Annotated in this window: 28 protein-coding genes and 1 tRNA gene; 12 read left to right on the plus strand and 17 right to left on the minus strand. The window is 72.4% G+C overall.

The window, feature by feature from the left end:
• Positions 1-191 precede the first annotated feature (191 nt).
• From LCN96_RS14800 to LCN96_RS14810, 3 genes are all read right to left on the minus strand, one after another.
• The gene (locus tag LCN96_RS14800; protein ID WP_225273196.1) at positions 192-1,199 is read right to left on the minus strand and encodes a PQQ-dependent sugar dehydrogenase; all 1,008 of its coding nucleotides are present in this window, start codon (positions 1,197-1,199) and stop codon (positions 192-194) included.
• 275 nt (positions 1,200-1,474) lie between these two features.
• On the minus strand, positions 1,475-2,785 hold the full coding sequence (gene selA / locus LCN96_RS14805) for an L-seryl-tRNA(Sec) selenium transferase (RefSeq protein ID WP_225273197.1): 1,311 nt from the start codon (positions 2,783-2,785) through the stop codon (positions 1,475-1,477).
• 1 nt (position 2,786) lies between these two features.
• Positions 2,787-3,977, minus strand: a complete 1,191-nt coding sequence (locus LCN96_RS14810) for a cysteine desulfurase family protein (RefSeq protein WP_225273198.1) — start codon at positions 3,975-3,977, stop codon at positions 2,787-2,789.
• Positions 3,978-4,006: 29 nt separating this feature from the next.
• On the opposite strand from LCN96_RS14810, the gene selD reads away from it, so the two are divergent.
• The 4 genes from selD to LCN96_RS14830 all read left to right on the plus strand — a co-directional run bounded on the left by selD (position 4,007) and on the right by LCN96_RS14830 (position 7,384).
• Positions 4,007-4,999, plus strand: a complete 993-nt coding sequence (gene selD / locus LCN96_RS14815) for a selenide, water dikinase SelD (protein WP_225273199.1) — start codon at positions 4,007-4,009, stop codon at positions 4,997-4,999.
• Between the two features lie 38 nt (positions 5,000-5,037).
• Positions 5,038-5,131: transfer RNA gene (locus tag LCN96_RS14820), tRNA-Sec, on the plus strand.
• A 32-nt stretch (positions 5,132-5,163) separates the two neighbouring features.
• Positions 5,164-6,978 (plus strand): selenocysteine-specific translation elongation factor, encoded by a 1,815-nt coding sequence (gene selB, locus LCN96_RS14825; RefSeq protein WP_225273200.1) that lies wholly within the window; start codon positions 5,164-5,166, stop codon positions 6,976-6,978.
• Positions 6,941-7,384: a rhodanese-like domain-containing protein gene (locus LCN96_RS14830; RefSeq protein WP_225273201.1), complete on the plus strand. Its 444-nt coding sequence runs from the start codon at positions 6,941-6,943 to the stop codon at positions 7,382-7,384. Before selB ends, LCN96_RS14830 begins: the two co-directional genes overlap by 38 nt.
• Positions 7,385-7,391: 7 nt before the next feature.
• Here the strand turns inward: LCN96_RS14830 and LCN96_RS14835 are convergent, their stop codons facing one another.
• From LCN96_RS14835 to LCN96_RS14850, 4 genes are all read right to left on the minus strand, one after another.
• Positions 7,392-7,814, minus strand: coding sequence for a spore-associated protein A (locus tag LCN96_RS14835; protein ID WP_225273202.1), 423 nt, complete (start codon positions 7,812-7,814; stop codon positions 7,392-7,394).
• A gap of 38 nt (positions 7,815-7,852) precedes the next feature.
• Positions 7,853-9,565 carry an AfsR/SARP family transcriptional regulator gene (locus tag LCN96_RS14840; RefSeq protein ID WP_225273203.1) on the minus strand — a complete coding sequence of 571 codons (1,713 nt, stop codon included), beginning with the start codon at positions 9,563-9,565 and terminating at the stop codon, positions 7,853-7,855.
• A gap of 11 nt (positions 9,566-9,576) precedes the next feature.
• Positions 9,577-10,023, minus strand: coding sequence for a hypothetical protein (locus LCN96_RS14845; protein ID WP_225273204.1), 447 nt, complete (start codon positions 10,021-10,023; stop codon positions 9,577-9,579).
• Between the two features lie 126 nt (positions 10,024-10,149).
• On the minus strand, positions 10,150-10,338 hold the full coding sequence (locus LCN96_RS14850; RefSeq protein WP_225273205.1) for a hypothetical protein: 189 nt from the start codon (positions 10,336-10,338) through the stop codon (positions 10,150-10,152).
• Between the two features lie 109 nt (positions 10,339-10,447).
• Between LCN96_RS14850 and LCN96_RS14855 the strand changes: the two genes are divergently transcribed.
• Positions 10,448-10,984: a SigE family RNA polymerase sigma factor gene (locus tag LCN96_RS14855; protein ID WP_225273206.1), complete on the plus strand. Its 537-nt coding sequence runs from the start codon at positions 10,448-10,450 to the stop codon at positions 10,982-10,984.
• Positions 10,977-11,744 (plus strand): hypothetical protein, encoded by a 768-nt coding sequence (locus LCN96_RS14860; protein WP_225273207.1) that lies wholly within the window; start codon positions 10,977-10,979, stop codon positions 11,742-11,744. Before LCN96_RS14855 ends, LCN96_RS14860 begins: the two co-directional genes overlap by 8 nt.
• A gap of 1 nt (position 11,745) precedes the next feature.
• On the opposite strand, the gene LCN96_RS14865 is transcribed toward LCN96_RS14860, so the two are convergent.
• Genes LCN96_RS14865 through LCN96_RS14875 form a run of 3 tightly spaced genes read right to left on the minus strand, consistent with a single transcriptional unit; the run spans position 11,746 to position 13,473 of the window.
• Positions 11,746-12,264: a hypothetical protein gene (locus LCN96_RS14865; RefSeq protein WP_225273208.1), complete on the minus strand. Its 519-nt coding sequence runs from the start codon at positions 12,262-12,264 to the stop codon at positions 11,746-11,748.
• Between the two features lie 19 nt (positions 12,265-12,283).
• Positions 12,284-12,769 (minus strand): hypothetical protein, encoded by a 486-nt coding sequence (locus tag LCN96_RS14870; protein WP_225273209.1) that lies wholly within the window; start codon positions 12,767-12,769, stop codon positions 12,284-12,286.
• Positions 12,766-13,473 carry a hypothetical protein gene (locus LCN96_RS14875; protein WP_225273210.1) on the minus strand — a complete coding sequence of 236 codons (708 nt, stop codon included), beginning with the start codon at positions 13,471-13,473 and terminating at the stop codon, positions 12,766-12,768. Before LCN96_RS14875 ends, LCN96_RS14870 begins: the two co-directional genes overlap by 4 nt.
• Before the next feature lie 301 nt (positions 13,474-13,774).
• Here LCN96_RS14875 and LCN96_RS14880 point away from each other — a divergent pair, with 301 nt between their 5' ends.
• The 6 genes from LCN96_RS14880 to LCN96_RS14905 all read left to right on the plus strand — a co-directional run bounded on the left by LCN96_RS14880 (position 13,775) and on the right by LCN96_RS14905 (position 16,992).
• The gene (locus LCN96_RS14880) at positions 13,775-14,254 is read left to right on the plus strand and encodes a hypothetical protein (protein ID WP_225273211.1); all 480 of its coding nucleotides are present in this window, start codon (positions 13,775-13,777) and stop codon (positions 14,252-14,254) included.
• A gap of 8 nt (positions 14,255-14,262) precedes the next feature.
• A complete protein-coding gene (locus LCN96_RS14885) occupies positions 14,263-14,844 on the plus strand; it encodes a hypothetical protein (protein WP_225273212.1) in 582 nt (193 codons plus the stop codon).
• Between the two features lie 16 nt (positions 14,845-14,860).
• Positions 14,861-15,439: a TlpA family protein disulfide reductase gene (locus LCN96_RS14890; protein ID WP_225273213.1), complete on the plus strand. Its 579-nt coding sequence runs from the start codon at positions 14,861-14,863 to the stop codon at positions 15,437-15,439.
• The gene (locus LCN96_RS14895; RefSeq protein ID WP_225273214.1) at positions 15,423-15,827 is read left to right on the plus strand and encodes a hypothetical protein; all 405 of its coding nucleotides are present in this window, start codon (positions 15,423-15,425) and stop codon (positions 15,825-15,827) included. The genes LCN96_RS14890 and LCN96_RS14895 overlap by 17 nt, the downstream gene beginning before the upstream one ends.
• 77 nt (positions 15,828-15,904) lie before the next feature.
• Positions 15,905-16,474, plus strand: a complete 570-nt coding sequence (locus LCN96_RS14900) for a hypothetical protein (RefSeq protein ID WP_225273215.1) — start codon at positions 15,905-15,907, stop codon at positions 16,472-16,474.
• On the plus strand, positions 16,471-16,992 hold the full coding sequence (locus LCN96_RS14905; RefSeq protein ID WP_225273216.1) for a hypothetical protein: 522 nt from the start codon (positions 16,471-16,473) through the stop codon (positions 16,990-16,992). Before LCN96_RS14900 ends, LCN96_RS14905 begins: the two co-directional genes overlap by 4 nt.
• On the opposite strand, the gene LCN96_RS14910 is transcribed toward LCN96_RS14905, so the two are convergent.
• From LCN96_RS14910 to LCN96_RS14940, 7 genes are read right to left on the minus strand one after another with little or no spacing between them, the layout of a single operon-like run.
• Positions 16,989-17,495 carry a hypothetical protein gene (locus LCN96_RS14910; RefSeq protein WP_225273217.1) on the minus strand — a complete coding sequence of 169 codons (507 nt, stop codon included), beginning with the start codon at positions 17,493-17,495 and terminating at the stop codon, positions 16,989-16,991. The two genes, LCN96_RS14905 and LCN96_RS14910, sit on opposite strands and share 4 nt — an antisense overlap.
• Positions 17,496-17,528: 33 nt before the next feature.
• Positions 17,529-18,056 (minus strand): MauE/DoxX family redox-associated membrane protein, encoded by a 528-nt coding sequence (locus LCN96_RS14915; protein WP_225273218.1) that lies wholly within the window; start codon positions 18,054-18,056, stop codon positions 17,529-17,531.
• Positions 18,057-18,062: 6 nt separating this feature from the next.
• On the minus strand, positions 18,063-18,563 hold the full coding sequence (locus tag LCN96_RS14920) for a hypothetical protein (RefSeq protein WP_225273219.1): 501 nt from the start codon (positions 18,561-18,563) through the stop codon (positions 18,063-18,065).
• Positions 18,564-18,617: 54 nt separating this feature from the next.
• The gene (locus LCN96_RS14925) at positions 18,618-18,776 is read right to left on the minus strand and encodes a hypothetical protein (protein WP_225273220.1); all 159 of its coding nucleotides are present in this window, start codon (positions 18,774-18,776) and stop codon (positions 18,618-18,620) included.
• A 6-nt stretch (positions 18,777-18,782) separates the two neighbouring features.
• On the minus strand, positions 18,783-19,277 hold the full coding sequence (locus LCN96_RS14930; RefSeq protein ID WP_225273221.1) for a hypothetical protein: 495 nt from the start codon (positions 19,275-19,277) through the stop codon (positions 18,783-18,785).
• Positions 19,274-19,780, minus strand: coding sequence for a hypothetical protein (locus tag LCN96_RS14935; protein WP_225273222.1), 507 nt, complete (start codon positions 19,778-19,780; stop codon positions 19,274-19,276). Before LCN96_RS14935 ends, LCN96_RS14930 begins: the two co-directional genes overlap by 4 nt.
• 4 nt (positions 19,781-19,784) lie before the next feature.
• Positions 19,785-20,546 (minus strand): hypothetical protein, encoded by a 762-nt coding sequence (locus LCN96_RS14940; RefSeq protein WP_225273223.1) that lies wholly within the window; start codon positions 20,544-20,546, stop codon positions 19,785-19,787.
• Positions 20,547-20,955: the final 409 nt, after the last annotated feature.

Here is a 20,955-nt window from a genome sequence, read left to right on the forward strand (position 1 = left end):
GCCGCCGGGCTCGACGAGGGCGCCGCGGGCGGCGAGCCCCCAGTCCGCGGCCGTGATCCAGCCGGCCGGGTCGTGGAAGGAGGCCGCGGTGCCGAGGGCGTCGATCGCGGCGCGCGGGAAGGCGCCGCCGCGATCGACCTCCTCGGCCTAAGGAGCCACGATCGCGTCGATCACGGCCGCCGGAGCTTCGGTCAAGGCTTCACCTTGAGGATCCTGTCGTCGTCGGGGCCGGGGACGCCGAGCTGGTCGCGGTTGCTGGTGGTGAGCCAGAGGCCGCCGTAGGGGGACTTGATGACCGTCCGCAGCCGGCCGTACTGGCCGGTGAAGTGCGCGACGGGTGTGCCGACGCCGGCGCCCTGGAGCGGGATGGCCCACAGCCGCTGGCCGCGCAGGCCGGCGATGTAGATGACGTTGCCGCTGATGGCGAGCCCGCTGGGGGACGCTTCCGCGGGCGTCCACTGCAGGAGCGGGTCGACGTAGCCGGGCGTGCCCGTCTGGCCCTCGACGACCGGCCACCCGTAGTTGGCGCCCGGCGTGATCAGGTTGAGCTCGTCCCAGGTGGCCTGGCCGAACTCCGAGGCCCACAGGCGTCCCTGGTGGTCCCAGTCGAAGCCCTGCACGTTGCGGTGGCCGAGGCTGTAGACGGGCGAGCCGGGGAACGGGTTGCCGGGGGCGGGCGCGCCGGTGGCGGTGATGCGCAGGATCTTGCCGCCGAGGCTGGCCGGGTCCTGTGAGTTGGCGGGGGCGCCGGCGTCGCCGGTTCCGACGTAGAGGAAGCCGTCGGGGCCGAACGTGATCCGCCCGCCGAGGTGGGAGGTGCCGGTCGGGATGCCGGTCAGCACCGGCTCGGGGGTGCCGAGCGCGCCGTGAGTGTAACGCATGCGCACGATCCGCTGGTCGGTCACGCCCGTGTGGTAGGCGTAGACGTAGCGGTCCTTCCAGAAGTGCGGGGAGACGGCCAGGCCCATCAGGCCGCCCTGGCCGGTCGCGTTGACGTCGGGGACGACGCCGACCTCGCGGACGGGCTTGCCGGGGACGATCGACACGATCCGCGCGGTGTTGCGCTCGCTGACGAGGGTCTCTCCGTTGGGCAGGAACGCCACGCCCCAGGGGATCTGGAGGTTGGTGGCGACGGTGCCGGTGACGACGGGACCGGTCGACTCGTCGGCGTACGCGGGCTGCACGCCGAGCAGGGCCACCGCCAGACCTAAGAGCAGCGCTCCTGCGCGCCTTCTCCGTCCTCGCCTGGCCTCTGACACGAACGATGGAAACGGCAATTCGCTATCCCTTCACGAAAGACACCAGGGCCGGGTCGAGCGGGAACGCTGGGACGCCCGATTCCATGATCACGGAGACGTCCGGAAAGGAATGTAACGGGTGGTTTTGGTCTGGTCAATAGACCCGTCAACCGGCCGCGTGTCCCCTTTGGCCGGAATGCCTCATCAATTGCGGCATAAACAAGCGGTGCCCGCGCTCACTCCTCCGGCGGCACGCCGAGCACGGCGTCCAGCAGTGCGTCGTCGTCCTCGGCCGGCACCGCGCGCAGATCGAGCAGGCATCGGCCGCCCTCCACGCGCGCGAGGACGGGCGGCTCGGCCCGGCGCAGCACGGCGGCCATGGCCCCGTCCAGCGCGACGGCGGCGCTCGGCAGCACCACCCCGGGCGCCCCGCCGCCGCCGACCACGCTCTGGCTGCCGACGGCCTCGGCGTCGATCCCCTTGTCACGCAGCCGGGCCGCCAGGCTCTCGGCGCGGGCGCGCAGCGCGGCCTGGCCGGCGTGCAGGCTCTCCCAGGTCGGGGTCGGCGGGCCCGCGACCGTGGCCTCCAGCGCCGCCAGCGTGATCTTGTCCACCCGGAGCGCGCGGGCCAGAGGATGGCGGCGCAGCCGCTCCACGAGCTCGGCGCGGCCGAACAGCAGGCCGCACTGGGGGCCGCCGAGCAGCTTGTCGCCGCTGGTGGTGACCAGGTCGGCGCCCTCGTTCAGCCAGGTCGTGACGTCGGGCTCGCGGGGCAGCAGCGGCTCGGGGGCCAGCAGGCCCGAGCCGGCGTCGCCGACGAGCGGGACGCCCCGATCACGGCACAGCTCCGCCAGCCGCGCCACCGGGACGTCGGCCGTGAAACCCTCGATCCGGTAGTTGGACGGGTGCACCTTCAGCACCATCCCCGTCCGCGGCCCGATCGCCTCGGCGTAGTCGGCGAGCGAGGTGCGGTTGGTCATGCCGACCTCGCGCAGCCGCGCGCCCGTGGAGACGAGCAGGTCGGGCAGGCGGAAACCGTCGCCGATCTCGATCAGCTCGCCCCGGCTGATCACGATCTCGCCGCCCGCCGCGAGCGCGGTGGCCGCCAGCGCGAGCGCGGCGGCGTTGTTGTTGACCACGTGGACCGCCTCGGCCGCGGGCACCGCGGCGGCGAGCGCGGCCAGCGCGGTGCGTCCCCGCCGGCCCCGGCCGCCCGTGCCGAGGTCGAGCTCGACGTCCGTGACGCCGGCGGCCAGCTCCACCGCCTGGCGGGCGGCGGCCGACAGCGGGGCGCGGCCCAGGTTGGTGTGCAGCAGCACGCCAGTGGCGTTGATCACCGGACGCAGCCCGGAAGCCGAGGTCGGCAGCGACGCCAGCACGGCGGCCAGGACGTCCGACGGCGGCAGGTCACCCTTCCTCGCGTGCTGCTGCGCGGCCACGATCAGGGCCTTGACCTGGGCGTGGCCGAACCGCCTGCGGGCCTCGGCCAGCCGGGGGTGGGCGAGCAGGGCGTCCGTCCTGGGGATGGATCGGCGAGGGTCTGTCACGTCAGGGACGTCCGATCGGCGGGTTCTTGCGGGGGCGTTGTTGTGGGAGGAGCAGCCGGGCGGCGTCGGTCAGCGCGGCGGCGGCCGTCTCGACGTCGCCTCCGGTGCTGCGGCGGCCCAGCGACAGCCGCACCGCGCCCAGCGCCCGGCCGGCATCCAGGCCCATGGCCGACAGCACGGGCGAGGGGGTGTGCGTGCCGCTGTGGCAGGCCGAGCCGGTGGAGGCTGCCACCGAGGGCGCGGCGGCGAGCAGGTCGGAGCCGAGCACGCCGTCGATGCTGACGTTCAGCGTGTTCGGCAGGCGCCGCCCGGCCGAGCCGTTGAGACGGACGCGGCCCGGCAGGGCCGCGGACAGGCGGCGGTGCAGGTCGTCGCGCAGCTCCCGGAGGCGGGCGGGCGCGCCGGTTGCGAAGTCGCGGGCGGCCAGGTCGGCGGCGGCGCCGATGGCGACGGCCAGGGCGACGTTCTCGGTGCCGGCGCGCAGGCCGCGCTCCTGCCCGCCGCCGTAGACGACCGGCTCCAGCGCCACGCCGTCGCGCACGTACAGCGCGGCGACGCCCTTGGGCGCGTACATCTTGTGCCCGACGACGGTCAGCAGGTCCACGCCCCAGGCCAGGACGTCGATCGGGATCTTGCCCGTGGCCTGGGCGGCGTCGCAGTGGAACAGCGCGCCGCGCGCCCGGGCGAGGGCGGCGAGTTCGGCGACCGGCTGCAGGACGCCGGTCTCGTTGTTGGCGGCCATCACCGACACCAGCACCGTGTCCGTGGTGAGCGCGGCCTCCAGCGCGGCGGCGGCCACGAGGCCGTCACCGTCCACCGGCAGCGTCGTCACCCGCGCGCCGTGCAGGCGCGCCAGGGCGCGGCAGGTCTCCAGCACGGCCGGATGCTCGGTGGCCTGCGTGATCACGTGCGGCCGCGTACGGCCGGCGGCCAGCACCGCGCCGCGCAGGGCCAGCAGGTTCGCCTCGGAGCCCGACCCGGTGAACACCACCTCGGGCGCGCGGGCCCCGATCAGCGCGGCGACCTGCTCGCGCGCGACGGCCATGGCCTGGCGGGGTCGCTCGCCGTGGCGGTGACCGCTGGAGGGGTTGCCGAACCAGGTCATCAGGTACGGCGTCATCGCCTCGGCTACGCGCGGATCGATGGGGGTGGTGGCATTGTGGTCCAGATAGACCGGCTCATCGACGAGCATGCCGACCATTATCACCCTAAAGTGTGATCATGAAGAGGCTCACACAGTACGCCCAGGGCGGTGGCTGCGCCTGCAAGATCCCCGCGGGGGATCTGGAACGGTTGCTGAACGGTTCGCAGATGCCGCTCCCGCGAGACGCCGAGGCGGAGCTCCTGGTGGGGCTGGACACCGGCGACGACGCCGCCGTGGTCCGCGTCCAGGACGGGACTGTGATCATCAGCACGGCCGACTTCTTCACCCCGGTGGTCGACGACCCCTACGACTGGGGCCGCATCGCCGCGGCCAACGCGCTGTCCGACGTCTACGCCATGGGCGGGCGTCCGGTGGTCGCGCTCAACCTGCTGTGCTGGCCCGTCGACCACCTGCCCTACGACCTGGCCGCCGAGGTGCTGCGGGGCGGCGCTGAGGTGGCCGCGCTGGCCGGCTGCCATCTGGCCGGCGGGCACAGCGTCACCGACGTCGAGCCCAAGTACGGCCTGGCCGTCACCGGCGTCGCCGACCCCGACCGGCTGCTCCAGAACAGCACCGGCCGCGCCGGGCTGCCGCTGTCCCTGAGCAAGCCGCTCGGTCTCGGCGTGCTCAACAACCGGCACAAGAGCACCGGCGAAGTGTTCCCGCAGGCGGTGGAGACCATGACCCGGCTCAACGCGGACGCCTCCCGCGACGCCCTGGCCGCCGGGATCCGGTGCGCGACCGACGTCACCGGTTTCGGCCTGCTGGGGCACCTGCACAAGCTCGCCCGCGCCTCCGGGGTCACCGCCGTGATCGACGCCTCGGCCGTTCCGGTGCTGGAGGGCGCGGAGCGGGCCGTGCGGGAGGGGTTCGTCCCCGGCGGGTCGCGGCGCAACCTCGACTGGGTGGCTCCTCACCTGGATCACGGCGACGTCCCCGAGGAGACTCTGCTGCTCCTCGCCGACGCGCAGACCTCGGGTGGCCTGCTCGTCGCCGGGGAGATCCCGGGCGCTCCGGTAATCGGTGAATTGGTGGAAAATACCGGACATACAATTATTGTTCGACATTAATCGGGCATGCCCGGCGCAATGCGTCTATGATCTCTTCCGGAGGCGTTTAGGAGTCTGGTGACCCTCCTGGTCTTCAAAACCAGTGGCGCCGAGCATCTCGGCGCGGCGGGTTCGATTCCCGTCCGCCTCCGCTGAACGGGGAAAAACGGGGATTGGTCTGCGACATGCACGTGATCGCGACGGCCGGGCACGTGGACCACGGCAAGTCGACGCTCGTCCGGGCCCTGACCGGCATGGAGCCCGACCGCTGGGCCGAGGAACGCCGCCGCGGCATGACCATCGACCTCGGGTTCGCCTGGACGACGCTCGCATCGGGCGAGCGGCTCGCGTTCGTGGACGTCCCCGGGCACGAGCGGTTCGTCACCAACATGCTGGCCGGGGTGGGGCCCTGCCCCGCGGTGATGCTGGTCGTGGCCGCCGACCAGGGCTGGCAGGCGCAGTCGGCCGAGCACCTGGCGGCGCTGGACGCCCTCGGCGTGCGGCACGGCCTCGCCGTCGTCACCCGGGCCGACCTGGCGGATCCCGAGCCCGTGCGCAGGCAGGTGCGCGAACGGCTCGCCGGGACCGGCCTCGCGGGGATCGGCAGCGTCGCCGTCAGCGGCCGGACCGGGCAGGGGCTCGATGAGCTGCGGGCCGCGCTCGGCCGGCTCGCCGCCGCGCTTCCCGAGCCGGACACCGGGGACGCCGTCCGGCTGTGGATCGACCGGGTGTTCACCATCAAGGGGGCGGGGACCGTCGTCACCGGCACCCTGACCAGGGGCACGCTCCGCGTCGGCGACGAGCTGGAGACGGGCGGCGGCCGGGTCAGGATCCGGGGGCTGCAGACCCTCGGGGAGAAGGCGGAGCGGGTGTCCGCGACCGCCCGCGTGGCCGTCAACCTGCGGGGCGTCGACCGTGACGACCTGTCGCGCGGCATGGCCCTGGTGACGCCGGAGGCGTGGTCGCCGGCTCAGGTGATCGACGTCCGGCTGACTGCCGCGCCGGACCGGCGCGCGGAGGCGGTGGTGCCGCACCCCGGATCGGCCCAGGGCAGGGAGGCGGTGGTGCCGCACCCCGGATCGGCCCAGCGCAGAAAGGCGGCGGTGCTGCACGTCGGGTCGGCCGCCGTGCCCGTCAGGGTCCGGCTTCTCGGCGGCGACACCGCGCGGCTCACCCTCGACCGTCCCCTGCCGCTCAGGACGGGCGACCGGGGCCTGCTCCGCGACCCCGGCCGGCGGGAGATCGTCGCCGGGCTCGTCGTGCTGGACGTCCGGCCGGCCCCGCTGCACCGCCGGGGCGCGGCGGCGGCCAGGGCGGCCGCGCTCGCCGAGGTGTCGCTGCCCGACGCCGCGGCCCTGCTGCGCTGGCACGGCCTGCTGACCGGTCGTGAACTGAGGGCGATGGGCTGCCCTCCCGCCGGAACACCGGTGACCGGCGACTGGTACGCCGACCCGGAGCACTGGTCGTCCCTGACCCGCCGGCTCGTCGAGCACGTCTCGCGGCGGCCCGCGCACGATCCCGGGGTCACCGTGGACGCCGTGGCCCAGGTGCTCGGCCTGCCCGACCGGCGGCTCGCCGAGGCGCTCGTCGTGCCGCCGCTGGTGGCCGAGGGCGGCCGAATCCTGCCCGCCGATCGGTCGCTGCCGCCCGCGATCGCCAGGGCGGTCGCGGAGCTGACCGCCGACCTCGCCGAACGCCCCTTCGACGCGCCCACCGCCGAACGCCTGGACGAGCTCGGTCTCACGGGCAAGGCGCTCGCGGCCGCGCTCCGTTCCGGCGCGGTCATGTCGATCGGAAAGAACGTCGTGCTCATGCCCGACGCGCTGGAGAGGGCCGCGGACCGGCTCGCCGAACTTCCCTCACCCTTCACCGTCAGCGACGCGCGCGTGGCCCTGGCCACCAGCCGCCGCGTCGCCCTGCCCCTGCTGGAGTGTCTCGATGCCCGGGGAATCACCCACCGCGTTGACAACGACAGGCGAGCCCTGCGCCGGCGCGACTGAGGTCGACCGGCTGCTGGCGCAGGCCCGCGCGGGGCTGCGGCGCCTCGCGCCCGCCGAGGCGTGGGCCGCCGCGGGCCGGGGCGCGAAGATCGTCGACACCCGGCCCGAGCACCAGCGCAGGGCTGCCGGAGAGATCCCGGGGGCCGTGGTGGTCGAGCGCAACCACCTGGAGTGGCGGCTCGACCCCACGTGCGAGGCCCGCATTCCCGAGGCGGACTCCCGTCACATCCAGTGGATCGTGATCTGCGCCGAGGGGTACTCGTCCTCGCTGGCCGCGGCGGCGCTGCGGGAGCTCGGACTGTCCAACGCCACCGACGTCATCGGCGGCTTCGACGCGTGGGCGGAGGCCGGCCTGCCGACCGTCCGCCCCGCCCGGCCCACGACGCCGCGCGGGCCGGGCGAGTGAAGGCCGATCAGGTGCAGTGCTCCCAGCCGCTGAGCGTCGCGAAGGTCTGGCCGGTCCAGTCGGAGAACCTGCCGCCCCACTGGACGCACTTGTTGTTGGCGTAGGCCCGCACCGGTCCGGCGTAGGACTCGAACTGGCCGCTGTCACGGAGGATGGTGGACGAGCCCTGCACCTGTAGGCGGGCCTCGGTGAACGTCTTTGTGCCCGCTCCCCTGGCCTTGATCGCGACGACGCAGTTGTGGCCGTTGCCACTGTTGTAGAGCAGGTAGTACGTGCCCCAGGGCGAGGACGTCATGTGGTCGATGACCCGGTAGCCGGAGCCGCAGATGCCCTCGGGCGTGGCCGCGCTGGCGGGCAGGGCGGGCGCCACGAGGGCCGCGCCGAGCGCGGTCACCACCGCGGTGCGGGCGAGAACACGGAAAGCGGTCATGGCAGAACAACCTTTCATCAGAGGGGGGAGGAAAAAGATCACCAGACGCGGAGGCCCACACTCTCCCTCTCGCGCGCGTCTTCGCAGAGGTCCGCCACGAACCGGCGGATGGGCGGGAGGATGCGGTAACGACGGCCGTAGGAGTGGTCGACGGGCTGCACCAAGGACTGGTCGACGAGCCCGATGAGCCCGCGGACGACCTGGCTCTCGGTCAACGTCGCGCACGCGCACAGGGTCTCGGCCTCGGCCAGGCCGAACTCCTCCGGCAGCCGCGCGAGGCGGGTCAGCAGCAGCGCCTCCCGCTCTTCGAGCGCGCCGTGCGCGTGCCGGATCCGCTCGGCGAGCGTGACGCCGGTGGCGTCGCCGCCGTCGAGCAGCATCCGGGCGTCCCTGGCCAGGGCGGCGGCCAGGTTGTCCGGGGTCAGCGTCCGCAGCAGTGAGGCCGCGATCTCGATGGCGCTCGGCAGGCCGCCGGTGTGGGCGAGCAGGCTGCTCAGCCAGTGACGGTTCTCCGGGGCGTGGAACACGCTGGGCAGAAACGCGGCGGCGCGGCTGATCAGAAGGTTCTCGGCGTCGGCCGCGCTCAGCGGGCCCAGCGTCCGCGTGGTCTCCCCCGGCATGCCGAGGACGCGGGAGCCGGTGCCGAGCACGACGAGCTCGGGCGAGCAGGCGATCAGCGGCTGGATGGCCGCCTTGACCTCCGCGACCCGCCCGCCGTACCCGTCGATGACGAGGATGTGCCTGCCCCGCCCCGCCGGGAGCACGCCGGCGAGCTGCCCGGCCTCCAGATCGACGCCGGTGAGCGCCTGGGTCTCCAGGTCGACGGCGGTGACGTCGCACTCCAGCCGGTCGGCGGCCGTGGTCGCGGCCGCCAGCGCGAGCGCGGACTTGCCGACCCCAGGGGGGCCTGTCAGCGTGACGACGCGGGCGCGGCACAGGTCGTCGGCCAGCGACCGCAGGGCCTGCCCGCGGCCGGTCAGCGAGCTCGGCTGGGGGCCGCGATCAGGGCCGGCGGTGAGGGCGGGCTCCTTCAGCACCCGCTGGTGGGCCAGCGTGAGCCGGCTGCCCGGGCTGATGCCCAGCTCCGCCGAGAGCCGCCGCCTGATGCGGTCGTAGACCGACAGGGCCGAGGCCAGTTGCCCCATGCCGGACAGGACCTCGATCAGCAGCGCGTGGGCCTCCTCGTCCATCGGGTCGGCCCGGCACGCCGTCCAGAGCAGCGACTCGGCCGCCTCCAGCCGGCCGCCGTCCATCGCGGACCTGGCGTACCTGCGCACCACCGCCTGGCGCTCGGCCAGCAGCGTCTCGACCAGCTCGGAGTCGACCCGGTCCTCGGGGACGTTCTCGAAGGGACGCCCGCGCCAGAGGCCGAGCGCCCGGTGCAGATCGTCCTCGGTGCCGCCCGGGGTCGAGGTCAGAGCGCGGAACTCGATCAGGTCGGTGGTGCCCTCGTGCAGGTCCAGCCGGTAGCCGCTCACCCCCGTGACGAGGGCGATGGAGCCGCCCGCCTGCTCCTCCAGCCACCGGCGCAGCCGGTGGACGGTCAGGTGCAGGGCACCCTTGGGGTTGGCGGGCAGGTCCTGCTCCCAGATCGTGGTCATGAGATGGGCCGAGGGGACGGGCTCCGAGGCGTGCGCGGCCAGCGCTCCGAGGAGCGCCCTGACGACCGGCGGCCTGGGACTGACGACCCCCTCGTCAGACAACAGCCCCACGGTGCCGAGTACGCCGATGGAGCCCACAGTCATCCGCATCCACTCCCCCATCACGTTACCGAGATGACGATGACGGCGAGCGCGCAGACCATGCTGAACCAGCACCCGGTGAGTATGGCCTTCTTGCGAGCCGCGAAATCACGGTCCCAGTCGGCCGCGTTACCGCGCCGGACAGCAGACAGGACCATGATCGCACGGCCCGCCCCGAAGCAGAAGCCCGCGAACGGCGCGGTCCACCAGGGGGCCGCCAGCAGGATCAGGCTGACCAGCACGTACGGCAGGTGGGTCGGCATGAAGGTGCGCAGGCCCGTCCCCATCTCGAACCCGAACTGCAGCGCCCCGCTTCCGTCCGAGCGGGCGACGATGCTGCTGGGCACCTGCCTGGCGTTCTGCGGCAGCCGGAAGGGCAGCAGCCCGACGTCGCAGCCGAGCGCGAGCAGCACGAGCCCGAGCAGGAGCGGCGTCGCCCAGGAGGCGGGGATCAGGGTGTGCGTCACCGCCGCAGGAAGCAGCAGGAGCAGGCCGGTCGCGGTGCCGCCGAGCAGCAGTCCGCGGTTGAAGTAGACGACATTTCTCGTTCCCCGCCAGACCGGCGAGGTCAGCAGACCCGCTGAGTTGTGGCTTCAAACGGAGCCGGACGTGGAGTACCCGGCGACCACGGCGGCGGCGCCGATGCCGACGAGCGCGACGGCCGGTCCCGCGAGCAGAAGGTGGGCGAGCACGCTCGCCCCCATGGCGGCCGCGGCGACCGCCAGGCCGACCGTCACGGGCGAGCCGCGCCAGTCGTGCCGAACCCCCGATGTGAGCGTCATGTGATCATCATGGCCAGCGGTGCTTTCCGACCTCTTTCCGCCACCTTTCCTGCGGTCACTTGTCGTGCAAGGCGTTCAACCTTGGGGTGCGCTGTGGCGTTATGTCTACGTGGAGAGTCCCCGGGGTGATGCGGAAGACGAGTTCAGGGCGTTCGTGGCGGCGAGCGGGCCGCGCCTGCTCAAGTTCGCCGTGCTCGTGTGCGGCGACCGCGGCGACGCCGAGGACCTGCTGCAGGACGGCCTGGAACGGGTGTGGCTGCGCTGGTCCCGGCTGCGCGAGCAGGAGCCGGAGGCGTACGCGCGGCGCACGATCGTGAACCGGGCGACGAGCCGGTGGCGCTCGCCCTGGAACAGCCGCCGCTCCGGCGAGGACGTGGAGTCCCGCCAGGGCGCCGGCGAGTTCGGCAGGGCCGACGCCGACGACTTCGGCAGGGCCGACGACCGGGAGCTGGTGCTGGCGGCGCTGCGGCGGCTGCCGCCGCGCATGCGGGCGGTGATCGTCCTGCGGTTCTGGCTGGGTTACACGGAGAGCGAGACGGCCGCGCAGCTCGGCGGCTCGGTGGGCTCGGTGAAGAGCCAGGCATCACGCGGCCTGCGGAGGCTGCGGGCGGATCTGAAGACGTCGACGGGAGTCGCTGATGCGTGAGACGGAGCTGCGGGAGACGCTGGACCGGGCGGTCGAGGACGCCGTGCTCCCCGCGGGGATGGGCGAGCGGGCGATCGCGGGCGCCCGCGCCAGGCGGCGGCGCTTGCGGGTGGCGGCGGCCGGCGCGGCGATCGTCGCGGGCGGCGCGGGGCTGGCCCTTCCCCTCGTGCTTGGCCCCGCGGTCTCGTCCCCACCAGCGGGGACGACCTCGGCCTCGGTCTCGGCGTCGGTCTCGGCGTCGATCTCCGCGCGGCCCGAGGGAACGGTCTCCGCGCGGCCCGAGGCGGGCCCGGTGGAGCGGTTGAGCGCCCAGCTCGGGCGGCCGGTGAACGCCCTCGTGTACGGCCAGGCCGGCGCCGAGACCCTGGTCGTCGTGCCCAGGCGGGCCAACGAGCAGGACGGCAAGGCGGCCGAGCTGTGGGCGGCCACCGAAGGCGCGCCGTTCCGCCAGGTCAGCGACTACCTGTCCTATGACCTCGCGTGCGAGCGCGGCGACGAGGTGTGCGAGCGCACCCGCCCGTCCGGGCTGGGGTTCGCGGCCCTGCGCGTGGCGCACGGCCGGGTGTTCGTGATCGTCGCGATCGCCCCCGGCCGGAGCGCGACCGTGACCACTCCGGAGGGGACGAGCACGGCCGTGCCCGCCGCCGGCATCGCCGAGACGCGCACGGCGCGGCCGTGGGAGATCGAGATCAGGGTCTCCACGGCGGACGGGACGAGCTACGTGCTGCCGCTGCCGCCGGGAGGCGTCGTCGAAGGGTGACTCAGGCGTACTTGTACTTGCAGATCGTGGTGTAGCCGCTCGCGCTGGAGCCGGAGACCCACTGGTCGAAGTCACCGTCCCAGCAGTTCCACTTGCCGGCGCTGCTCGACCAGTACCACCCCGCGGCGCCGCCGCAGGCGGCCACCCAGTTGTAGTCGTACCAGTAGGAGCTGCCCGAGCCGCCGGAGTCGGTGCGGTGGTAGTGGTCGCTGGCGCAGTGGGACGACGAGATCGACGTGCGCCCCCAGCACGGGGTGTCGCCGGACACGTTGACGCCCATGCAGTGCGAGGCGTGCCGGGTCGTCCTGGAGACGGCGTAGGCGGCCATGCGGTCGGTGATCCACCCGAGCGAGGTCATCGCCAGCGCGGTGCCGCCGACGACCACCGTGCGCAGGAAGGTGCGCCGGCCGGGCGCGGACGCGGGCAGCGCGGCCGCCTGAGCGCCGGCGGCCGGCCGGCGCGTCTCGCGGCCCGCCCTCGGGGCCTCGGAGATGACGGGAATCTGGTCGAGCATGCTCATGCTGAATTCACTTTCGTCGTCAGATGGTCACCGGCTCCAGGAACGGCTCGCACAGCGCGTGCAGCCCTTCGACGGAGCCGATCGGTTCTGCGGACAGCAGCGCGCCCCGCTCGTCGAAGACGAGCAACGCCGGCTGGTAGGCGATGAGGAAGGGCGAGGACAGCTCGCTCGCGAGGATCACGTCGGTCGCGCCGCGCTCCTGCCACTTGGCGGAGTCGTCCATGCTGACCACCGTCGTGCGGTCGCCCGCGGCGTTCAGCCTGGCCGCCAGCGCGCCCCACTCGGCGAAGACCTTCTCGCAGGTGGAGCAGGTGGACGTCAGCGCCAGCGCCAGGCTGCGGCTCCCCGGGCCGCGGGCCGCCAGCTCCGGGTTGACCTGGCTCGTGCCCGGCCCGCGTCCCTCCTGCAGCTCCCGCACCTTGCCGAGCAGGCCGGCGTAGCCGAAGGCGAGCAGCGCGATCGCGACCCACGCCAGCACCAGCGCGGCGGACAGGATCGCGATCAACGGCCCCACCTGATCTCGAGCGACTGCAGCAGCTCCTCCTGGCCGGCCTTGGTGACCCACGGGAGCCGGTTGAGGCTGTCGTTGATCAGCGCGACGGAGTTGGCGCTGGCGTGCAGGTACTTGCGTCCCCGGTCCTTGCCGTCGACCTCCATGCTCTTGACCCAGACGCGGCCGTGATCGACCGCGAGGCCCTCCTGATCTTCGGGGAGGAGGCCCTGGGCGTCTTCGGCGGGGTAGAAGGAGATCTTGCCGGCCTGCGTGTACTTGGTCCCGTAGAGACCCCACATGACGACGTCGCTGCCCGGCTGCGGGGTGACGAGCAGGCCGTCGGGGGTGTCGGTGATGGAGAGCTGGTCGAGCAGCCCGGTGATGGTGCCGAGGTCGGGCGCGGGCGCGGCCCCGCCCAGGTGCAGCGTGTGGTGCGGCCCCTTCCAGGCCGCCATCCAGCTCTCCTCGGCGGCGTCGACCATGACGACCAGGGGCTGGGCCCGGTAGACGATCTGCTGTCTGACGCTCATCTTCAGCGCCGCCATGGCGCCGTCGGCGTAGCCGGGCCCGGCCACGCCGAGGCCGACCGCGATCGTCTTGCTGGTGAGCCGCATCTGCCATTGCCAATCACCCTGGACGTTCTCGCTGCGGCAGGAGAGCGTCACCCGGCGGCCGTCCGGCGCCAGCGCGGTCTGGATGTGTTTCGGAGCGGGCATGTCGGTGGATCCTCTCGTAACGGCTGTCACCGATGATCCACAAGCCGGGCTTTCCTGACGATTTCCGCGGCCTTACTTTTTCTGTTGTACGGCGGCGATTCCTATGTTTAACTGTCGATCAGTACCTCCGGCCACCGATCTCACGGGGTGAATCGGCAGATCGGCCAGGGGCTTCGACGGGGCTCCTCGACTTCATCCTTCCGCCTATTCATGTGCGTGTACCACGGCATATCCCATAGCGAAAGCCGAGCGGAGTCGCATGAACACAGGTCAGCAAAGTCAACCCATCGGAACGCTTCGCATGCGCCGTGCGCAGAAGCTCACGGACTTATCCACGCGGCTGAACGCGGAAACCGCCGAGCCGGTGGTCACCGTCGTCACCAGGTACGCCCCCGAATTCCTCCTGCAGATTCAGGTCGGCGAGCCGGCCCTGGCCGGCGTGCTCAAACAATGGCACGCCGAGACGCCGCAGAAGAAGAAGACCGCCATTCCCGCGCAGGACGCGGCGGCGCCTCCCGAGATCGACCGCTACGCGAGCCCGGGGGCGTCCTACCGGGCCGGCGACGTGGTCCTGTGCACCGACGCCGACGGGAAGCTGCCGGCCACGCCGCAGCTCGCCGTCTTCCTCACCGACGTCGCCAGCATCCAGCCCGAGGCGCCCGTCGTCGGCCACGTGGACGACCTCGCCACGCTGCGCCGGGTCGCCGAGGTCGTCGCCAAGCAGCCGGCGGCCGACGAACTGCTCACCACGCAGGTCACCACGACCCTCGTCGTCCTCTGACCGAGCCGATGACCTTCTACCTGCTCGCCGTGCTCGCGTGCGCCCCCCTGGTCGCCTCGGCCCTCGCCAAGGGCTGGGACTGGGCCTGGGGCGAACGCCCGCGCGGCATCCTGTCCACACCGGTCGACCACGCCCTGACCGTCGTGCAGGCGCTCGCCTGCCTGGCGTTCGTCCTGTCGGGCGCGCCCGCGGCCCTGCTCGCGGTCTCCGGCCTGTACGCGGTGATGGGCCTCGCCGTCCTGTGGCTGCGGGCCCGGCGCGGCCGGGCCGACTGCGGGTGCTGGGGCCGGTCCAGGTCGGGCCGGCTCGGATACCCGCTGGGTTTGGTGAATCTGGCCCTCGCCGCGTTCGCCGGCGCCGTGGCCTACCTCGCCGAAGCCGCCCCCGGCTTGGCCTACCTCGCGCAAACCCCTCCCGGCCTGGCGGCGCGGGTCCTCGTGTTCGGCGCGATGGCGGTCGTGCTCTTCCACGCGATGGTGATCATGCCCGTCTACCGGCCCGTCCTGCGGGAGTACCGGCTGCGGGCCGACCGCTACCGGCCCTGGTTCCAGGGCTTCCCCGACCTGCGGCCCGCCGAGCGCGACGCCTGAAAGGAACCAGCCAGCCATGTCGACCCTGGGCATAGTGATCGTCGCGGTCTGCCTGATCGTGACCACCGTCAACCTGATCCTCACCGCGGTGCTGTTCCGGCAGCTCGGGCTGATGGTCATGGGCAGCGCCAGAGGCGCCGACGACAGCGGCATCTCCATCGGCAGGAAGCTGCCGGCGCTCGACCTGATCGACGCGCGCACCGGCGCCGACGTGGACGTCCACGGCCTGCGGCGGCCCCAGCTCGTCTTCTTCGGGTCCACCACCTGCCATGAGTGCGCGGAGATCTACCCGGACATCCGCTACCTCGAAGACCACTACGACCTGCGGGTCGTCAACTTCCTGTTCGGCTCGGACCTCGCGGACGTCGTCTCCTACGCCGGCGCGCGCGGGGTCAAGGGCCCCGTCGTCGTGGCCACGGAGGGCCTCGCCTCGGCGTACGACGTCGATGTCAGCCCCTTCGCGTTCGTCGTCGACGAGCGCGGGCTCATCGTCTCGAAGGGGCTGCTCAACAGCCGCGGACGGCTCATCGACATGCTCGCCCCGATTCAGCGGGTCGAGTTCGACAAGGAGGCGGTACGTGAAAACGTCGCGTGACGAGAAATTCCAGCTAGGGGCCGCGAAGGCCACCAGACGGATCGGGCGGCGCAAGTTCCTCGGCAAGTCGGGCGCCGTCGCGGCCGCCGTGGCCAGCGTCGTCATGGGCGTCAACGCCCGCCCTGCCTTCGCCCACGGCACCTGCTACCCGCCCTACGGCAGGTACTGCTCGGGGTGCGCGGCGAGCTCCGCCTGCCCGAGCGGCCGGGCCACCTGCACGCCGAGCTACAACCGCGGCTGCAACGTCTGCCCCTACAGCACCGGCTGGTGGTACACCGGCACCAGCCCCAACCGGCACCGCTGCCGTGACTGCATCTCCAGCATCATCGGCCCGATCGCCTGCAACGGCACTTACGTCTGCGGCTGCAAATCGACGACCCACTACTGACAAAGGCGCCCATGACGCATTTCACGATTGTCCTGGCCGGTGTCGCCGGAGTGCTCTCATTCGCCACCGCTTGAGGAATGAACGCGGCCGGCACGCTGTACGCGTCGCCACGTGACACCATTCCCCGATTCGTCGGCGGATTGGCGCTCGGCGCCGGAATGCTCGGCATCGTGGTCGTTTCGCTGTCCGCCCTTTCCTGGTTGCTGCCGCTGAATCAGGGCCCGCGAGACGTCGCGGTCGTCGTGCTCCTCGGCGCGTTCGCATTCAGTGAATGGGTGGGCGGCTGGCACCGGAAATTGTCCTTCCGGTGGCTGGTGCCGACCGAGTTCGTCAACATGAACAATGCCGACGCGGTGACGCGCTGGGGCAGGGCGCTCGGTTTCGGGTTCCTGACCGACGCGCCTTACGGTGTGTTCCATGTCGCGCTGGCCGTGCCCGTGGTGCTCGGGGACGTGTTCCTGGCCCTCGCGGCGGTCATGGCGTTCGCGGGCGCGCGGGCGATCCCGTATCTGGTGGCGCCCATCGGCCGCAACGCCTTGGAGATCGGCGACTTCGCGTTCAAGGGGCGCAGCGTGGTCTTCCAGGCGGCGCGGGTGCTGTCGCTGGCCACGGTGACGGCGGCGTTCGTCTGGGCGCTGGTGCCGTGAGCCGCGCGGTGCGGGCGACGGCCCTGGTGCTGGCCCTGCTGCTGAACGGTTGCGCCCCCGACCAGGTGGCCGCCCCCTCCGTGACGCCGGGGGGCGACTGCCCGGTCACCCGCACGGTGACCAGGCCGACCGCGCGCGGCGGCGACACGCTCGGGGACGGCCCGGCACGGCCGGTCATGGGGCCCGTGCTGGAGTACACCGGAGCCAGGCCCGGCACGCTGTTCGCCGGCAGCGGCTGGGGCGGGGCGAAGGTGCTCTGGTTCGTGGCGCCCGGCCTGCGCGACCCCGTCGTCATCAAGGGGCGGCGGCTGGACGGCGACAGTCCTGTCGCGTTCGACGGCACGCAGGGCGAGCCGCTGCGCAACGAGATCACCATCCCGCCGGATCCGCGGGCCACGGACTGGCGCGACCGTCCCGGCTACGTCCGGCTGAAGACGCCCGGCTGTTACGCCTTCCAGATCGAACACCAGGACGGCTCCACCGTCCTGGTGTTCGAGGCCGTCGGGCCGGCCGTCTAGGACGGGACGGTGTCCAGGTGGGTGCGGGCGGTCTCCGCGAACAGGGTGAGCTGCGCGTCGGGGACGGTGCCGCCGAGCACGACGAACCGGTCCTTCGACACCGTGGCCACCTCCACCTCGCCGTCGTGACGGGCGACGTTCTTGGGGCCGACCGTCGAGTCGATGTCGCCGACCTCACCGCACTCGGCGTAGAAGAACTTGAACGAGTCCATGGCGTCCACCCCGCTCACCACGACCTGCGTCACCACGGCCCCGTCGGACGCCTTGAAGGTCCGCCAGCGGGTGACGGCCTCCGCGGGCGCGATGACGCGTTTGCCGCAGGGCACGAGGTCCTCGTCCAGGTCGCGCCACGTCCCCTGCGAGGTGGCCGTGACCGTCCACGCGCGGCCGTCCTTGAGCTGGCCCGGCTCCAGCAGGAGGGCGGGCGGCTCGGACTTCTGCGCCGTGGCCGTGCCGCAGGCGGTGCAGAGCAGCGCGATGACGATCGCGATCGTGCGGTTCATGTGCGGTCCTCCCCGAGGGTTTCGTCGTAGTGATTACCGTCCGGGGGCCGCGGAGGTTCCCGCGAGGTCGGCCACCTTGCCGGCGACGATCACGATTCCCGCCGTGAAGGCGGCCAGCCCGCAGGCGAGCAGCCGCACGCCCGGCTCGTCCGGGATCGGCGGCCATCCCGCGACGAGCGGCGCCGTCGCCAGGGCCAGCAGGACGGCGCGGCCGACCTTCGCGGGCGACGCCAGGCTGGTGTCGTCCAGGCAGCCGCACGGCACCCTGCCCCTGCGGCGCAGCAGGACGGCCAGGTAGACGGCGAGGGCCACGTACCAGAGCGCCACGGCCGCGGCGGCGAGCCGGAGCGGCCCGGCCGCGCCGGTCATCCAGCAGGCCAGCACGGCCGCGCCGGCCAGCCCCTCGGCGGGGCCGATCAGCGGCGCGAGCCGTACCAGGAACCTCGGCAGCAGGTTGTGCGCCATGACCGCCGCGGTGACGCCGCCGGGGCGGCGCGCCGCGGCGGCGACCAGCAGCACCGCGCCGGCGAGGGCGAAGCAGGCCGGGAGCGTGTCATCCATGGGCACCTAGATCCACAGGAGCAGGAGCGCCAGCAGGAACCCGGCGCCACACAGGCGGCCCACCCAGGCCGTCGAGCCGAGCAGCTTGGTGTCCCAGCCGCGCGGGTCGCCGCTGAGCGCGCGGGAGAGCGGCATGAGCACCCGGCCCACGCCGAAGCCCAGCCCGGCCAGCAGGCCCGGTCCCAGGCCGCCGGCCAGCACGATGACCAGGACGAGCAGTTGGGGCAGCGCCGTCGGGGTGAAGGTGCGCACGCCGGTGCCCATCTCGAAGCCGAACTGCAGCGGCCCGGAGAAGGAGGAGCGCGGGATGACGTCCTGCGGCACGAGCCGGCGGTTCTGCGGCAGCGACAGCGGCCGCCCGGCCAGCTCGAAGAGCAGGATGACGGCGACGGCAGGCGCGAGAGTCCACAGCCGGACCGCCTCCGGGATGATCGAGGCCAGCCCGCCGAGGGCGCCGGTGATGAGCCCGGACAGCAGCGCGCCGAGCATGAGTCCGGTGCTGAACACCGGCAACTTGCCTCGCCAGACCGACGAGGTCAGCAGGTCCGCTGAGTTGAGGCTTCAAACGCTGCCGGACAGCGAGAACCCGGCGGTCACCCCCAGCAGCGCCCAGGCGAGCGGGGTGAACGACGGGGTCCAGACCTGGTGGGCGGCCGCCACCAGGGCCGTGCACAGCGCGATGCCGAGCGCGACCCGGGTGGCGGCGAAGGTGTTGCTCATCGCGTCTTACAGGGCGTAGGAGCAGATGTAGAAGGTGGTCCCGCCGCAGGTGGCGACGTACCCGTCGGCACAGCGGTACTTCGTGCCGCTGTGCGTCCACCGCCAGGCGTTCCTGTCGGTCAGGCTGCCCGCGCCGCACAACTTGACCGCGTAGCTGTTGTAGCAGGTGCCGGACGAGCGCAGGAACCAGCCGTCCCCGCCGCAGTAGCTCCTGGAGTACGGGGCTCCGACGCAGACCTTGGTGTTGTTGTCGTAACCGGCGGCGCTGCCATAGCCGGCGCAGTCGGTGTACTCGTTGCCCACCACCGCGTAGGCGCCGTTGTTCTTGCCCGGCAGGGCGGACAGCACGTTCAGTGCCAGGGCGCCGCCCAGCACGCCGATGCTCTTGAAGACGGTCCGGCGGGAGGGGGCGGAAAAGGCCGGTCGGCGGCGCTCACCGGGATCGGGCTCGTCTGTCACGGAGGGCACGTCGGCCCAGTAACGGTCGGCGTCGACTGTCATGCGATTGACCTCTCTGAGGAGCTGACGGCGAGGAAGGTGTCGAGGTCGTCGTCGGAACCGGCGACCCTGCGCCATTCCTCCGTCCCGTCGGCGGAGTACTTGACCAGCGTCGGGGTCGCGCCGACGGCGACCTGGCCGAGCAGGGCGGCGTCGATGACCGGCAGGACCTCACTGCCCGCCACCCACTCGGCGCAGCGGCCGGCGGCGGCCAGCAGCACGGCGTGCCCGGCCAGGTCCGGCCCGGCCACCGCGGCGAGGTGCCGGGCACGCTCGACGCACAGGGGGCAGTTCTCGGACACGACCAGGACGAACGTGGGCAGGCCGTCGTCGGAGCCGAACCTGGCCACGGACCGGACGGCGGGGGCCGCCGGAGCGGCCGCCTGCGCCTGGAGCAGCTTGCCCTGCAGCTCGCGCACCATGTTCAGGAGCGTCGCGAAGGCGAAGAGCAGCAGCACCGTCCCGAGGAAGGACAGCACCGCCAGCGAGTCGAGGAAGGCTCTCATCGTCCTAGCTCAGCCGGCACGAGATGGTCTCGACGACGTCGATGAAGCGCACGTCGTCCGGACGGGCGGCAACGACGGTCGTCGCGGTGCTGTCGTTGACCATGAAGGCCGAGCGGGTCTGCACGGCGCCGGCCTCGTCCTTCTCGTCAACGCGCCACATGGAGCCGCCGCGCACGCGCTTGCCCTTGGTCGGGGGCACCGCGTCCGCGGCGTCGGCGGCGGGCTTGACCTGGACGGCGCAGACCTGGTCGATGGTGTTGACCGCCAGCAGGTTGCCGAGCGTCAGGCCCGACCCCGCCCGCGGCAGCATGGTCAGCCCCTCCGGCGTGTCCTGCACGTCGAACTTGACCAGGATGTCCATGAAGGCCTCGAACGGGACGCCCACGCCGTTGAAGAAGGTGGCGACCTCATTGTGCGGTCCCACCCACACCATGTTGGTCGTGCCCTGCTCCGGGTCTTCGAGCGACAGGATCCGGCCGCCGTTCCACTGGGCCTCACGCACGGTGAAGCGGGGCCAGTCGCCGAGCTGCTTGGACACGACTTCGGTGGATCCCGCCGGTGTGACCTGGAAGCGCGTGCCTCCGGCGGGGCCGTGCGCCCAGATGACGTAGGCCCAGCCGCCGATGAAGGGCTGGGAATTGCCTTCGACCGTGAGACTCTGTCCGTTCGGAGCACGCACTTGCATGTCGTTGCCTTCCGCGAGGGGGAAAACGGGCACACCGAAATGGGCTTGTGCCTGAGAGGGAGGTGTGTACGTGCCGGACACCTTGTCAGGCACCTTCAAGATCGATCGGAATATCTCACGTTGATCGACAGACGGTCAAGATCTTTCTCAAGCCGGTCCGAAAGGGAAAGAAGCAGGAAAGAGCCCAATATTGGACGCTTCAACCAAACGGTGAGCGCCGCTCACCGGTCGTCTTGCGGGACCGTTGAATGGCGTACTTGCCGAGCGTCGTCTCACCGTGCGCAATCGCCAGTCACATGCCGCCGGCCAGGTTCACGAGTGGGTGCGACTGCGGCTGCGGGATCACCACCTTCGGCGGGACGGAGGTGGGCGTCGGCTTGGGCTTCGGCTTGTGCGACTTCCTGGCGACCTTCGGGGCGGAGCTCCCGCCGAACAGTGATCTTGGTCGACACCGTTCCAGCAGGAGCCCTGTTGTGGTCTGCACTGGCTT

Source organism: Nonomuraea gerenzanensis, assembly GCF_020215645.1.
Taxonomy (GTDB): domain Bacteria; phylum Actinomycetota; class Actinomycetes; order Streptosporangiales; family Streptosporangiaceae; genus Nonomuraea; species Nonomuraea gerenzanensis.

Excerpts from the sequence above, each read along its gene's own strand:
- LCN96_RS14810 (WP_225273198.1), bottom strand. The coding sequence starts at position 3,977 with ATGCTCGTCGATGAGCCGGTCTATCTGGACCACAATGCCACCACCCCC.
- selD (WP_225273199.1), top strand. The coding sequence starts at position 4,007 with ATGAAGAGGCTCACACAGTACGCCCAGGGCGGTGGCTGCGCCTGCAAG.
- selB (WP_225273200.1), top strand. The coding sequence starts at position 5,164 with ATGCACGTGATCGCGACGGCCGGGCACGTGGACCACGGCAAGTCGACG.
- LCN96_RS14835 (WP_225273202.1), bottom strand. The coding sequence starts at position 7,814 with ATGACCGCTTTCCGTGTTCTCGCCCGCACCGCGGTGGTGACCGCGCTC.
- LCN96_RS14840 (WP_225273203.1), bottom strand. The coding sequence starts at position 9,565 with ATGCGGATGACTGTGGGCTCCATCGGCGTACTCGGCACCGTGGGGCTG.
- LCN96_RS14850 (WP_225273205.1), bottom strand. The coding sequence starts at position 10,338 with ATGACGCTCACATCGGGGGTTCGGCACGACTGGCGCGGCTCGCCCGTG.
- LCN96_RS14860 (WP_225273207.1), top strand. The coding sequence starts at position 10,977 with ATGCGTGAGACGGAGCTGCGGGAGACGCTGGACCGGGCGGTCGAGGAC.
- LCN96_RS14865 (WP_225273208.1), bottom strand. The coding sequence starts at position 12,264 with ATGAGCATGCTCGACCAGATTCCCGTCATCTCCGAGGCCCCGAGGGCG.
- LCN96_RS14875 (WP_225273210.1), bottom strand. The coding sequence starts at position 13,473 with ATGCCCGCTCCGAAACACATCCAGACCGCGCTGGCGCCGGACGGCCGC.
- LCN96_RS14880 (WP_225273211.1), top strand. The coding sequence starts at position 13,775 with ATGCGCCGTGCGCAGAAGCTCACGGACTTATCCACGCGGCTGAACGCG.
- LCN96_RS14885 (WP_225273212.1), top strand. The coding sequence starts at position 14,263 with ATGACCTTCTACCTGCTCGCCGTGCTCGCGTGCGCCCCCCTGGTCGCC.
- LCN96_RS14890 (WP_225273213.1), top strand. The coding sequence starts at position 14,861 with ATGTCGACCCTGGGCATAGTGATCGTCGCGGTCTGCCTGATCGTGACC.
- LCN96_RS14900 (WP_225273215.1), top strand. The coding sequence starts at position 15,905 with ATGAACGCGGCCGGCACGCTGTACGCGTCGCCACGTGACACCATTCCC.
- LCN96_RS14910 (WP_225273217.1), bottom strand. The coding sequence starts at position 17,495 with ATGAACCGCACGATCGCGATCGTCATCGCGCTGCTCTGCACCGCCTGC.
- LCN96_RS14915 (WP_225273218.1), bottom strand. The coding sequence starts at position 18,056 with ATGGATGACACGCTCCCGGCCTGCTTCGCCCTCGCCGGCGCGGTGCTG.
- LCN96_RS14925 (WP_225273220.1), bottom strand. The coding sequence starts at position 18,776 with ATGAGCAACACCTTCGCCGCCACCCGGGTCGCGCTCGGCATCGCGCTG.
- LCN96_RS14930 (WP_225273221.1), bottom strand. The coding sequence starts at position 19,277 with ATGACAGTCGACGCCGACCGTTACTGGGCCGACGTGCCCTCCGTGACA.
- LCN96_RS14935 (WP_225273222.1), bottom strand. The coding sequence starts at position 19,780 with ATGAGAGCCTTCCTCGACTCGCTGGCGGTGCTGTCCTTCCTCGGGACG.